The sequence below is a fragment of the Halopseudomonas sp. SMJS2 genome, from assembly GCF_029866945.1.
Lineage (GTDB): Bacteria > Pseudomonadota > Gammaproteobacteria > Pseudomonadales > Pseudomonadaceae > Halopseudomonas > Halopseudomonas bauzanensis.
In genome coordinates this window covers 374154-388144 of sequence record NZ_CP123445.1, presented here as the reverse complement: position 1 = coordinate 388144, position 13991 = coordinate 374154, and the positions used below count along the sequence as shown (strand labels likewise).

At 56.2% G+C, this 13991-nt stretch carries 7 protein-coding genes, 2 tRNA genes and 3 rRNA genes; 2 read left to right on the top strand and 10 right to left on the bottom strand.

All coding sequences use genetic code 11. The features are described 5' to 3' along the window. Positions 1 to 57: 57 nt before the first annotated feature. The 10 genes from QAO71_RS01900 to tyrS all read right to left on the bottom strand — a co-directional run bounded on the left by QAO71_RS01900 (position 58) and on the right by tyrS (position 11200). Positions 58 to 1191 carry a TOBE-like domain-containing protein gene (locus QAO71_RS01900; protein ID WP_036993246.1) on the bottom strand — a complete coding sequence of 378 codons (1134 nt, stop codon included), beginning with the start codon at positions 1189 to 1191 and terminating at the stop codon, positions 58 to 60. Then, entirely contained in the window at positions 1191 to 2054 is an 864-nt protein-coding gene (gene cysW, locus QAO71_RS01895; protein ID WP_280165105.1) for a sulfate ABC transporter permease subunit CysW, read from the bottom strand. The genes QAO71_RS01900 and cysW overlap by 1 nt, the downstream gene beginning before the upstream one ends. A 5-nt stretch (positions 2055 to 2059) precedes the next feature. Then, a complete protein-coding gene (gene cysT, locus QAO71_RS01890; RefSeq protein ID WP_036993248.1) occupies positions 2060 to 2926 on the bottom strand; it encodes a sulfate/thiosulfate ABC transporter permease CysT in 867 nt (288 codons plus the stop codon). Between the two features lie 12 nt (positions 2927 to 2938). Then, entirely contained in the window at positions 2939 to 3961 is a 1023-nt protein-coding gene (cysP, locus tag QAO71_RS01885; RefSeq protein ID WP_280165104.1) for a thiosulfate ABC transporter substrate-binding protein CysP, read from the bottom strand. A gap of 270 nt (positions 3962 to 4231) precedes the next feature. Next, positions 4232 to 4347 (bottom strand): 5S ribosomal RNA (gene rrf, locus QAO71_RS01880). 152 nt (positions 4348 to 4499) lie between these two features. Beyond that, positions 4500 to 7390, bottom strand: a 23S ribosomal RNA gene (locus QAO71_RS01875). A gap of 275 nt (positions 7391 to 7665) precedes the next feature. After that, positions 7666 to 7741: transfer RNA gene (locus tag QAO71_RS01870), tRNA-Ala, on the bottom strand. Between the two features lie 24 nt (positions 7742 to 7765). Then, a tRNA-Ile gene (locus tag QAO71_RS01865) sits at positions 7766 to 7842 on the bottom strand. Positions 7843 to 7950: 108 nt separating this feature from the next. Next, a 16S ribosomal RNA gene (locus tag QAO71_RS01860) occupies positions 7951 to 9487 on the bottom strand. Together the 16S, 23S and 5S rRNA genes with 2 tRNA genes alongside form the textbook arrangement of a ribosomal RNA operon. Before the next feature lie 513 nt (positions 9488 to 10000). Beyond that, positions 10001 to 11200 carry a tyrosine--tRNA ligase gene (gene tyrS, locus QAO71_RS01855; protein WP_280165103.1) on the bottom strand — a complete coding sequence of 400 codons (1200 nt, stop codon included), beginning with the start codon at positions 11198 to 11200 and terminating at the stop codon, positions 10001 to 10003. A 240-nt stretch (positions 11201 to 11440) separates the two neighbouring features. Here tyrS and QAO71_RS01850 point away from each other — a divergent pair, with 240 nt between their 5' ends. After that, positions 11441 to 12895 (top strand): peptidoglycan DD-metalloendopeptidase family protein, encoded by a 1455-nt coding sequence (locus tag QAO71_RS01850; protein ID WP_280165102.1) that lies wholly within the window; start codon positions 11441 to 11443, stop codon positions 12893 to 12895. Further along, positions 12896 to 13990 carry an anhydro-N-acetylmuramic acid kinase gene (locus QAO71_RS01845; RefSeq protein WP_280165101.1) on the top strand — a complete coding sequence of 365 codons (1095 nt, stop codon included), beginning with the start codon at positions 12896 to 12898 and terminating at the stop codon, positions 13988 to 13990. The last annotated feature ends 1 nt before the right edge of the window (position 13991 follow it).

The window sequence follows — 13991 nt, the reverse complement described above, 5'->3', positions numbered from 1 at the left end:
TACATTCCTGTAGCTTCGGGATAATAAATCACCGCTTCGCTTAATGTCACGCCGATATCAGATCATCGCCGCAGGATCATCCAGCTCCCCGCTTTGCCAGCGGATCGTTTCCGGCGCCTGCCCTTCAGCCTGGAAGACATGGGCCACCCGCGGCACAGCGAAGCAGTGGTCGCCCCGGGCCGGTTGCCAGCTATTGAACTGGGTGTGGGTTATGCCGACTTCCCAATGCTCCGCCGTCGCCCAACCGCGTGCAGACAACTCCAAGCGCACTTCGGCGCCCACCAGGCTGATCGACTCGATGCACAGCGGAAGATGGGCATGGGCTGCCGGTGCACTCTGGAGGGTTAATTCGTGCGGCCGCATGTACAGCTGCGCCGTCTGCCCCACCCGCTCCGCCGCGCCGACAGGCAGCCGAACCCAGGCGTCATCCTGATTAAGCAGAGTACCGTTTTGCTGGCCGGCGAACACATTCACATGACCGAGAAAATCGAATACGAACTGGCTGCTCGGCTCGGCATATAACTGCTGCGGCCGATCCACCTGCTCGATGCGCCCGGCGCTCATTACCGCGACCTGATCGGATAGCTCCAGCGCTTCCTCCTGGTCATGGGTAACGAAGACACTGGTGAAATGAAACTCCGAATGCAGGGCGCGCAACCAGCGGCGCAGATCCTTGCGAACCTTGGCATCCAACGCACCGAAGGGCTCATCCAACAGCAAGATCTGCGGCTTCATCGACAGCGCACGGGCCAGCGCGATCCGCTGTTTCTGCCCACCGGACAGCTGGGCCGGGAACCGGTCCGCCAGCTGCCCTAGTTGAACCATTTCCAGCAGCATATCGACGCGTTTGCGAATCTCCGCCGCCGGCGGTCTTTCCTTCGCAGGCATCACTTCAAGCCCGAACGCTACGTTCTGGGCCACCGTCATGTGCCGAAACAAGGCATAGTGCTGGAACACGAAACCAACCTTGCGTTCGCGCACATGCAAGCCGGTAACGTCTTCACCATGAAACAGGATCCGCCCGCCATCGGCTGTTTCCAGACCGGCAATGATCCGCAGCAGCGTCGTCTTGCCCGAGCCGGACGGCCCGAGCAGCCCGACCAACTGGCCATCCGGGATATCCAGCGACACATCCTTCAGCGCCTGAAAGGAGCCAAAATGCTTGGTAATACCTTCGATGGAAATACTCATCAGCGATTATCCGATTGATCATCGAGAGGGGCGCGCTGCCGGGCCTGACGCCACTCCACAAAACTTTTCACGACTATGGTGATCAGCGCGATACCTGCCAGCAGCGACGCACTGGCGAAAGCACCGGTCACGTTGTAATCCTGGTATAGCAGCTCGACATGCAGCGACAGGGTGTTGGTCTCGCCGCGAATGTTGCCCGACACGACCGAGACCGCACCAAATTCACCCACCGCCCGGGCATTGGTCAACACCACCCCGTAGAGCAGTGCCCATTGGATATTCGGCAACGTGATTCGGCGAAACAGCTGCCAGCCGGTGGCACCCAACACCACGCCGGCCTCTTCTTCCTCGCGACCCTGCTGCTGCATGAGCGGGATCAGCTCCCTGGCCACGAAGGGACAGGTCACGAAGACCGTTACCATCACGATGCCTGGCCAGGAAAACATCAACTGCACATCCTGATCCATCAGCCAACTACCCAGCCAACCGTTGCTGCCATACAGCAACAGGTACAGCAGACCGGCCACCACCGGTGACACTGCGAAGGGTATATCGATCAAGGTGATCAACACCTTGCGGCCGGGAAAATCGAAGCGTGTCACCAGCCAGGCCAGCATGACGCCAAAGACCAGGTTGATCGGGACTGTCAGCGCAGCCACCAGCAACGTCAGTCCGATCGCGTGCATCGTATAGGTGTCAGTCAGGTTGGCCCAGTAGTTTGCCCCACCGGCGGCGAAGGCCTGCTTGAAGATGATCACCAACGGGATCACCAGCATCAGCATGGTTACCGCGAAAGCCATGGCGATCAACGACCACTTCACCCAGGGCTGATCACCAGCGCGCATTGTCTTGCGTTCGTGCATGGCGCTCACCGTCCGTGCAGCCGGCGCAGATAGCGCGCCTGCCAAAGGTTGATGCCCAGCAACAGGATCAGCGAGGCTATGAGCACTACCGAGGCAATGGCGCTGGCGGCCGCGTGATCGAACTCCTGCAGCCGTACGAAGATCATCAAGCTGATGATCTCACTGACATAGGGCATGTTACCGGCAATGAAGATCACCGCGCCGAACTCTCCAAGACTACGGGTAAACGAAAGCGCCACCCCGGTCATCAGCGCCGGCCACATGGCGGGAAACAGAATCCGGCGAAACACCGTCCAGTCCGTTGCCCCCAAACTGACCGCAGCCTCCTCATCCTCCGGAGCCAGATCTTCCAGCACCGGCTGCACCGTGCGCACCACGAACGGCAGGCTGGTGAAAGACATCGCCACGATGATACCCAACGGGGTAAAGGCGACCTTGATATCGAATAGGGAGAAAATCTGACCGTACCAACCATCTGCGGCGAAAAGCGCAGTCAGGGTAATCCCCGCCACCGCCGTCGGTAACGCGAACGGCAGATCGATGAGCGCATCCATGATGCGTTTGCCGGGGAAGTCGTAGCGCACCAACACCCAGGCCAGCAGCAAGCCGACCAGACCATTGATTATCGATGCCAAGGCAGCGGCCCAGAGAGTGACCTTATAGGAGGCGATTACCCGCTCATCAGTCACCACCGCCCAGTACCGCTCCCAGCCCATATCGGCGGTCTGCATGATCAGACCGGTGAGTGGCAGCAGCAGGACGATACTGATGAAGAACAGCGAAACGCCAAGGCTCAAAGCAAAACCCGGCAAGACACGCTTGCCGGGTTGGCTGGAACGACCCGGCAACAGGCCGGAGAGAGATCGATTCATGTGAAGATTGTTTTACCGACGCTGGAGTTGATCCAGTTTACCACCACTGGCGAAATGTTCCTTCATCACATTTTCCCAGCTGCCGCCAATCTCTTCGACGGGCAACAGTTCAACTTCCGGGAATTGGTCAGCGAACTCGGCTTTCACCTTCTCGTTGTGCACCCGGTTGTAGAAGCCGGCGATCAGGCGCTGCGCATCTTCAGAATACAGCCCTTCCAGATAGGCTTTTGCCAGGTCTTCGGTACCGTTGTGCTTGACGCTCTTGTCGATCCAGGTCACGGGGAACTCGGCCAGGAAACTGATTTTCGGCACCACGACTTCGTATCCGTCGTTCTGTGCAGCAATATTGTTGACTTCGGACTCGAAGGTCAGCAGAACGTCGCCGATACCACGCTCCACGAAGGTGGTAGTCGCGCCACGTCCGCCGGTGTCGAATACTGCCACGTTACCCAGGAACGTACGCAGGAAGTTGTCGATAGCAGCTTGATCATCGCCATAGGTTTTCTGTGCATAACCCAGCGCCGCCAGATAGGTGTAACGGCCATTACCCGACGTTTTCGGGTTGGGCAGCACGGAACTGACATCCTCTCTGGTCAGGTCATCCCAGTTCTGAATGTTCTTCGGGTTTCCCTTGCGCACCAGGAACGCCATGGTCGAGTAATACGGCGAGCTGGCATTGGGCAGACGATCCCGCCAATCCTCCGGAATCAGATTGCCGCGCTCATGCAGGATATCGACATCGGTTACCTGGTTGTAGGTCACCACATCTGCCCGCAGGCCCTGGATGATCGCTTGAGCCTGGCGTGAAGAGCCCGCATGCGACTGTCTGACCTCCACAGTCTTGCCGGTCTCCTTCTCCCATTGCTCGGCGAACAGCTCGTTGTAAGCAGAGAACAGCTCTCGAGCAATATCGTAGGAGGAGTTGAGCAGAGTCTGATCCGCCGCCTGGACGTGCCCCATGGACAAACCGGCACTCATCACCAAGGCGCCACCCCAACGGCTGGCTCGTTTGAACAGGGAACGGTGAGTGGCCATACATCCTCCAGGCAATTACTGCTGTCATTAATCAGGCCAAAGAGAATAACCAAGCTAGTTCTATATAACAATATTTCAATTAGACCGTTTTACTTAGCACATAAAACAATAAGGCATAAGAGCATTATGTGAGCTTGTCGGCCAGCTCTTCGCGGCCAGGGCCGCTCCCATCACCAGGGCCGAACTCGTAGCACAAGGCACAAGGTGCGCAGACAGGTGGCGATTCAGGCATAAAAAAACCCCGCCAGCTGGCGGGGTTTCTTATTTGAAGCTTGACGATGACCTACTCTCACATGGGGAGTCCCCACACTACCATCGGCGATGCATCGTTTCACTGCTGAGTTCGGAATGGGATCAGGTGGTTCCAATGCTCTATGGTCGTCAAGCAATTCGGTTGTCGCGTGGGTGTTGAGTCCACACAACGAAAGGGTGGGAAAAGTGATAGTCATTTAACAAGGAGGTTACTGTAATCTCGTGCCGTTCCAGCTTGTCGTTCAATCAATGTGTCAGGCCATGGCCCAAATTGTTTGGGCGTTATATGGTCAAGCCACACGGGCAATTAGTACTGGTTAGCTCAACGCCTCACAACGCTTACACACCCAGCCTATCAACGTCGTAGTCTTCGACGGCCCTTCAGGGGGATCAAGTCCCCGGTGAGATCTCATCTTGAGGCAAGTTTCCCGCTTAGATGCTTTCAGCGGTTATCTTTTCCGAACGTAGCTACCCGGCAATGCCACTGGCGTGACAACCGGAACACCAGAGGTTCGTCCACTCCGGTCCTCTCGTACTAGGAGCAGCCCCTCTCAAATCTCAAACGTCCACGGCAGATAGGGACCGAACTGTCTCACGACGTTCTAAACCCAGCTCGCGTACCACTTTAAATGGCGAACAGCCATACCCTTGGGACCGGCTTCAGCCCCAGGATGTGATGAGCCGACATCGAGGTGCCAAACACCGCCGTCGATATGAACTCTTGGGCGGTATCAGCCTGTTATCCCCGGAGTACCTTTTATCCGTTGAGCGATGGCCCTTCCATACAGAACCACCGGATCACTAAGACCTACTTTCGTACCTGCTCGACGTGTTGGTCTCGCAGTCAAGCGCGCTTTTGCCTTTATACTCTACGCACGATTTCCGACCGTGCTGAGCGCACCTTCGTACTCCTCCGTTACTCTTTAGGAGGAGACCGCCCCAGTCAAACTACCCACCATACACTGTCCTCGATCCGGATAACGGACCAGAGTTAGAACCTCAAAGTTGCCAGGGTGGTATTTCAAGGTTGGCTCCACGCGAACTGGCGTCCACGCTTCACAGCCTCCCACCTATCCTACACAAGCAAATTCAAAGTCCAGTGCAAAGCTATAGTAAAGGTTCACGGGGTCTTTCCGTCTAGCCGCGGATACACTGCATCTTCACAGCGATTTCAATTTCACTGAGTCTCGGGTGGAGACAGCGCCGCCATCATTACGCCATTCGTGCAGGTCGGAACTTACCCGACAAGGAATTTCGCTACCTTAGGACCGTTATAGTTACGGCCGCCGTTTACCGGGGCTTCGATCAAGAGCTTCGCCGAAGCTAACCCCATCAATTAACCTTCCGGCACCGGGCAGGCGTCACACCCTATACGTCCACTTTCGTGTTTGCAGAGTGCTATGTTTTTAATAAACAGTTGCAGCGGCCTGGTATCTTCGACCAGCCAGAGCTTACGGAGCAAGTCCTTCACCCTAGCCGGCGCACCTTCTCCCGAAGTTACGGTGCCATTTTGCCTAGTTCCTTCACCCGAGTTCTCTCAAGCGCCTTGGTATTCTCTACCTGACCACCTGTGTCGGTTTGGGGTACGATTTCTAGTTACCTGAAGCTTAGAGGCTTTTCCTGGAAGCATGGCATCAACCACTTCGTGTTCTAAAAGAACACTCGTCATCAGTTCTCGGCCTTGAGATCCCGGATTTACCTGAGATCTCAGCCTACCACCTTAAACACGGACAACCAACGCCGTGCTGGCCTAGCCTTCTCCGTCCCCCCATCGCAGTAACCAGAAGTACGGGAATATTAACCCGTTTCCCATCGACTACACCTTTCGGTCTCGCCTTAGGGGTCGACTCACCCTGCGTCGATTAACGTTGCGCAGGAACCCTTGGTCTTCCGGCGTGGGAGTTTTTCACTCCCATTGTCGTTACTCATGTCAGCATTCGCACTTCTGATACCTCCAGCCAACTTCTCAATTGACCTTCACAGGCTTACAGAACGCTCCTCTACCGCACATCCTAAGATGCACCCGTAGCTTCGGTGTATGGTTTGAGCCCCGTTACATCTTCCGCGCAGGCCGACTCGACTAGTGAGCTATTACGCTTTCTTTAAAGGATGGCTGCTTCTAAGCCAACCTCCTAGCTGTCTAAGCCTTCCCACATCGTTTCCCACTTAACCATAACTTTGGGACCTTAGCTGACGGTCTGGGTTGTTTCCCTTTTCACGACGGACGTTAGCACCCGCCGTGTGTCTCCCGTGCTCTGCACTCACTGGTATTCGGAGTTTGCATGGGGTTGGTAAGTCGGGATGACCCCCTAGCCCAAACAGTGCTCTACCCCCAGTGGTGATACACGAGGCGCTACCTAAATAGCTTTCGAGGAGAACCAGCTATCTCCGAGCTTGATTAGCCTTTCACTCCTATCCACAAGTCATCCGCTAACTTTTCAACGGTAGTCGGTTCGGTCCTCCAGTGCCTGTTACGGCACCTTCAACCTGCCCATGGATAGATCGCCCGGTTTCGGGTCTATACCCAGCGACTAAACGCCCTATTAAGACTCGGTTTCCCTACGCCTCCCCTAGACGGTTAAGCTCGCCACTGAATATAAGTCGCTGACCCATTATACAAAAGGTACGCAGTCACGGAACAAGTCCGCTCCCACTGCTTGTACGCATACGGTTTCAGGATCTATTTCACTCCCCTCACAGGGGTTCTTTTCGCCTTTCCCTCACGGTACTGGTTCACTATCGGTCAGTCAGGAGTATTTAGCCTTGGAGGATGGTCCCCCCATGTTCAGTCAACGTTTCACGTGCGCCGACCTACTCGATTTCACGGCAAAGAGTCTTTCGTGTACGGGGCTATCACCCACTATGGCCGCCTTTTCCACAGCGTTCCACTAGACTCAATACCGCTTAAGGGCTGCTCCCCGTTCGCTCGCCACTACTTGGGGAATCTCGGTTGATTTCTTTTCCTCCGGGTACTTAGATGTTTCAGTTCCCCGGGTTCGCCTCACACACCTATGTATTCAGTGTGTGATACCCAACTTATGTTGGGTGGGTTTCCCCATTCAGAGATCTCCGGATCAAAGGTCGTTTGCCACCTCCCCGAAGCTTTTCGCAGGCTACCACGTCTTTCATCGCCTCTGACTGCCAAGGCATCCACCGTATGCGCTTATTCACTTGACCATATAACCCCAAACAATCTGCTTGCGCCGATTGCTCAAAGCCTATGTCTTGACATGATTTCACGACAATCCGGAACTTGCACTTGAGATTACAAGTTACCTTAGCCATAACGTGTGCAGTGAAACACCCGTTATGTCTTGTCTTACTTCTATCACTTTTCCACATTGTTAAAGAGCGACTGATCAAAGATCAGACATCAATCATCCCGTCATAAACCTGCGGGATCATTCATGTATGAACTCTTATCGAGTACCGGCGATGGCATGCTGCTGACCTGGTGGAGCCAAGCGGGATCGAACCGCTGACCTCCTGCGTGCAAGGCAGGCGCTCTCCCAGCTGAGCTATGGCCCCGTTCAGACCTGACACCTCGACAATTGGTGGGTCTGGGCAGATTCGAACTGCCGACCTCACCCTTATCAGGGGTGCGCTCTAACCAACTGAGCTACAGACCCAATTATCTCGGCCTGCTACCTGTTGCGTTAAAGCTACAGACCTAATCGCCTTTCTTTCGGAATCAAGTAATTCGTGTGAGTGCTTGAAAAAGCGCGTGATCTTTCGATTAAGGAGGTGATCCAGCCGCAGGTTCCCCTACGGCTACCTTGTTACGACTTCACCCCAGTCATGAATCACACCGTGGTAACCGTCCTCCCGAAGGTTAGACTAGCTACTTCTGGTGCAACCCACTCCCATGGTGTGACGGGCGGTGTGTACAAGGCCCGGGAACGTATTCACCGTGGCATTCTGATCCACGATTACTAGCGATTCCGACTTCATGGAGTCGAGTTGCAGACTCCAATCCGGACTACGAGAGACTTTATGGGATTAGCTCCACCTCGCGGCTTGGCAACCCTTTGTATCCCCCATTGTAGCACGTGTGTAGCCCTGGCCGTAAGGGCCATGATGACTTGACGTCATCCCCACCTTCCTCCGGTTTGTCACCGGCAGTCTCCTTAGAGTGCCCACCATAACGTGCTGGTAACTAAGGACAAGGGTTGCGCTCGTTACGGGACTTAACCCAACATCTCACGACACGAGCTGACGACAGCCATGCAGCACCTGTGTCAGAGTTCCCGAAGGCACCAATCCATCTCTGGAAAGTTCTCTGCATGTCAAGGCCAGGTAAGGTTCTTCGCGTTGCTTCGAATTAAACCACATGCTCCACCGCTTGTGCGGGCCCCCGTCAATTCATTTGAGTTTTAATCTTGCGACCGTACTCCCCAGGCGGTCAACTTAGTGCGTTAGCTGCGCCACTAAGAACTCAAGGTTCCCAACGGCTAGTTGACATCGTTTACGGCGTGGACTACCAGGGTATCTAATCCTGTTTGCTCCCCACGCTTTCGCACCTCAGTGTCAGTATCAGTCCAGGTAGTCGCCTTCGCCACTGGTGTTCCTTCCTATATCTACGCATTTCACCGCTACACAGGAAATTCCACTACCCTCTACCGTACTCTAGCCCAGCAGTTATGGATGCAGTTCCCAGGTTGAGCCCGGGGATTTCACACCCATCTTACTGAACCACCTACGCGCGCTTTACGCCCAGTAATTCCGATTAACGCTTGCACCCTCTGTATTACCGCGGCTGCTGGCACAGAGTTAGCCGGTGCTTATTCTGTCGGTAACGTCAAAACTTCAGGGTATTAGCCTAAAGCCCTTCCTCCCAACTTAAAGTGCTTTACAATCCGAAGACCTTCTTCACACACGCGGCATGGCTGGATCAGGGTTGCCCCCATTGTCCAATATTCCCCACTGCTGCCTCCCGTAGGAGTCTGGACCGTGTCTCAGTTCCAGTGTGACTGATCATCCTCTCAGACCAGTTACGGATCGTCGCCTTGGTGAGCCATTACCTCACCAACAAGCTAATCCGACCTGGGCTCATCTGATAGCGCAAGGTCCGAAGATCCCCTGCTTTCTCCCGTAGGACGTACGCGGTATTAGCGCCCGTTTCCGGACGTTATCCCCCACTATCAGGCAGATTCCCAGGTGTTACTCACCCGTCCGCCGCTAAATCCGGGAGCAAGCTCCCTTCTTCCGCTCGACTTGCATGTGTTAGGCCTGCCGCCAGCGTTCAATCTGAGCCATGATCAAACTCTTCAGTTAAAAACTGCATGGGTTTTGAGAAAACCCTAAACTTGGCTCAGCTTACTAAACTCATGAATTCACGAGTTACTTGTAGGCTGATAATCTTGCGATCATCACGACATCCACAAGCACCCACACGAATTACTTGATTCCAATTTGTTAAAGAGCGATTCGGTCCGCGTTTCCGCTTAACCAAGGCCGCGCATTCTACGCCAACCTCATGATCTGTCAAGCTTTTTTTGTGAGGCTTTGCAGCGCTGCACCACTTGACACATCGACCTGGAACACTGCTGCTGTTCCGGGCCAGGGAGGCGCATTCTACAGGAGTCATACCCCGTGTCAACGCCTTCCTGAAAATCCTTTCTCACCCTGAAAAAGCGATGTTGCCGGCCTCTTCAGTGAGCGGCGCATTCTACGCCGTTTCGCTTGTCTGTCAACCCTCAAGTTATCGCTAACCTATTGATTGGCCTGGGCTTTTGGAAAAGCTCAGCGACTTGCGAGGGGCGCATTATAGGCCCCTCAGAGAAACCGTCAAGGGGTTTTTACGGTGATTCGGGCAAATTTCTTCTTGCCCGCCTGACACACATGCACCGACCCCACCTGGAACACGAAATCCCGGTCAACGACCTCACCATCCACCTTCACCGAGCCAGCCCCAAGAAGGTCCCGCGCAGCCGCCGCGTTCTTGGCCATACCGGCCCGGTTGAGTACTGCCGATATGGGCAAGCCCGCCTCCGCCTCTAGTATCACCTCAGGCAGATCTTCAGGCAGCTCACCCTCCTTCAGACGGTTTCCTGCAGAGCGATGAGCACTGGCTGCTGCCTCTTCGCCATGGAAGCGCGCCACCAGCTCTTCCGCCAGCTTTATCTTGATGTCTCGCGGATTGGCACCAGCCTCGACATCGGCACGCAGGTCATCGATCTCTTGCATGCTGCGGAAGCTAAGCAATTCGAAATAGCGCCACATGAGCGAATCCGGCATGGAGACGATTTTGTTGTACATGACGCCCGGCTGGTCATTGATACCCACATAGTTGCCGAGCGACTTGGACATCTTCATCTCGCCATCCAGCCCCACAAGCAGCGGCATGGTCAGCGTGATCTGCGGCTCCTGCCCATACTGGCGCTGCAATTCACGCCCCATCAGCAGGTTGAACTTCTGATCAGTGCCACCGAGCTCGATGTCGGCACGCATGGCGACGGAGTCGTAGCCCTGGATCAACGGATAGAGGAACTCATGGACGGCGATCGACTGACCACCTTTATAACGCTTGTCAAAATCATCCCGCTCCAGCATCCGCGCCACGGTGTACTTGCCGGCCAACTGAATCATTTCTGCGGCGGAGAACTTATCCATCCACTCGGAATTGAACACCACCTGAGTGAGCTGCGGATCAAGAATCTTGAAAACCTGCTCTTTATAGGTTTCGGCATTGGCCAGCACCTGCTCACGGGTCAGCGGCGGGCGCGTGCTGTTCTTGCCACTGGGATCGCCAATCATGCCGGTGAAGTCGCCAATCAGGAACAGCACTTGGTGGCCCAGCTCCTGGAACTGGCGCAACTTGTTGATAAGCACGGTGTGACCGAGGTGCAGATCGGGTGCGGTCGGATCAAAACCGGCCTTGATGCGCAGCGGAATTCCGCGTTCCAGCTTGGCCCGCAGCTCGGCTTCTACCAATATTTCGTCCGCCCCGCGCTTGATCAGCGCCAACTGCTCGTCAACCGGTTTCATGCATGATTCCTGTTTGGTGAAGATTGATTAAGGTCAAAGGAGAAAGGGGGTCAACGATACAACATTGATGATCAAGATCAAACACGCCCGCGGCCTGCGAGCAGGGTCAGTACATAGCACAAGCAGAAAAGTGACGTCGAAAACCTGACGGACGGGCACGCAAATACTTGCCTAAAGGCACTTTCGGTTATAATTTAGCAAGTTACTTCACATTTCACAGAATCAACCAGAAGAGCGCTTATGGGTCATCACAAGTCAAAGTCACCGCGCTACCCGAAAAGCCACTTGATGGCTGCCAGTGGTATCGCCGCCGCGCTGAGCATTTTCCTGCTCGTCATCCCCACAACCGAAGTCGAAGCCAAGAAAACCCTGGTCCAACTCGAGCTGCAGGACATGCAGCTGGACAACTCGAAACCCGCGCTCTCTGAAGAGTTGGATGCACTGATCAGCGAAACAGTCACAATCAGCTCGCCTCTGCAGCTGACCAGCACCTCCGAGTCGCTGAACACTGCCGCTTCCCCTGAAATTGTACAAGCTGGCATCAGCCTGCAGCCTTTGACAGAGCAGGTTGACGAGCAACAGGCCGTCACGCCCGAATGGACCAGCGTGACCGTTGCCTCCGGCGACACCCTGTCGACCCTGTTCCAGGGTGTCGGGTTGTCGGCCAATACGCTGCATGCGGTGCTCAACAGCAACAAGGACGCCAAGGCGTTCTCCCGCCTGCGCGCAGGACAGCAAGTGGAGTTCAAGCTGGGCGACAATGGCGAACTGCTCGGCATGCGCTCCCAGCTCAATAAACTCGAGACCATCCAGATTGACCGGGATGGCGATAGTTACGCGTTCACCAAGGACGTCCTCGAGCCCGAAATCAGCACCCGCTTCGCCAATGGCAGCATTGACAGCTCGCTGTTCGTTGCCGCCCAGAATGCCGGCCTGTCTCACAATCTGACCATGCAGATGGCGAACATCTTCGGCTATGACGTGGATTTCGCCCGCGAAATTCGTCAGGGTGATAATTTTGAAGTGCTGTTTGAAGAAAAGCACGTCGATGGTCAGCGCGTTGGCACCGGCAGCATCCTCGCAGCCCGCTTCACCAACCGCGGCCGCACCTTTACTGCCGTGCGCTATACCGACAGCGGCGGCAACAGCAGTTACTATCGCGCCGACGGCACCAGCATGCGCAAGGCCTTCATCCGTACGCCGGTTGAGTTCGCCCGCATCAGCTCGCGCTTCAATCCCGGCCGCCGACACCCGGTACTGAACAAGATTCGCGCCCACAAAGGCGTGGATTATGCTGCAGCCACCGGCACTCCGATCAAGGCAACCGGCGATGGCCGCGTAGTACACGTCGGGCGCAAGGGCGGCTATGGCAACACAGTGGTTATCAAGCACGGCCAGACCTATCAGACTCTTTATGCACACATGAGCCGATACGCCAACGGCATTCGCACAGGCAGCAACGTCGCCCAAGGCCAGGTTATCGGTTATGTCGGCGCGACCGGACTGGCCACCGGCCCGCACCTGCATTATGAGTTCCAGGTCAACGGTCGCCATGTGGATCCGCTCAGCGTCAAGCTGCCAGCTTCGGACCCCATTGCCAAGAGCGAGCGCACCAAGTTCATGGCGCTGAGCGAGCAGATGATGGCCAGCCTGGATCAGCAGGGCGCCACGCAGCTGGCCCAGCTGGACGACTGAGTGAAGCATTTGTATGTCGGTATCATGTCAGGCACCAGCCTGGATGGTATCGACATCGCCCTGACCTCATTCTCCCCTTCCGCACCGCGCGCCACACTGCTTGGCGCTACGTGCATGCCCTTCCCCCCCGCATTACGTCACGATCTGCTCGCACTCTGCCAACCCGGAGCGGATGAAATTCACCGTGCCGGCGTTGCCGGTCAGCAGTGGGCTCGATTGGCAGCTCAGGGCGTCGATGAGCTACTGCAGCAGCAGAGTGTCCATCCGGATCAGGTATCGGCCATTGGCAGCCACGGCCAGACCATTCGCCACCATCCCGAATCCGGTTTCAGCGTGCAGATCGGCGCACCCGCGTTGCTGGCAGAGTTCAGCGGGATCGACGTAATCTGTGATTTTCGCAACCGCGACCTGGCGGCCGGCGGCGAAGGCGCCCCACTGGTACCAGCTTTCCATGCCTGGCTGCTGGCAGCTCCGCAGACCCGGGCGGTAGTGAATATCGGCGGTTTTGCCAACCTGACCCTGCTGGATGGCGCATGCGTCAGCGGCTTCGATAGTGGTCCCGGCAACGTACTACTGGATCACTGGATCCATCAGCACACCGGCAAATTCTTCGACGCCGACGGTGCCTGGGCGCGCGGTGGCCAAGTGATCCCCGAATTGCTGGCAGCCATGCTGGCAGACCCGTATTTCGCGCGCAGCGCACCGAAGAGCACCGGTCGGGAATACTTTCACCCGGCGTGGCTGGCGCACCAGCTGCATAGTCGCCAGGACAATCCCGCTGACGTACAGGCTACCTTGCTTGAATTGACAGCCCGAACCATTGTCGACGCCCTCGACAGTTGCCAGCCGCAGGCCCGAGAGATCTATATCTGCGGTGGCGGCGCGCGCAACGGCGCATTGATGGAGCGCCTGCAGCAGTTGCTCGCGCCCAGGCCGGTGCACAGCACAGCGTCTCTGGGAGTAGATCCGGACTGGATGGAAGCGATCGCTTTCGCCTGGCTGGCCTGGCGCTGCCAGACCCGCCAGAGCGGCAACCTGCCGGCAGTCACCGGCGCCCGCGGCGAACGTATTCTGGGGGCGATTTATCCGGCCTGAG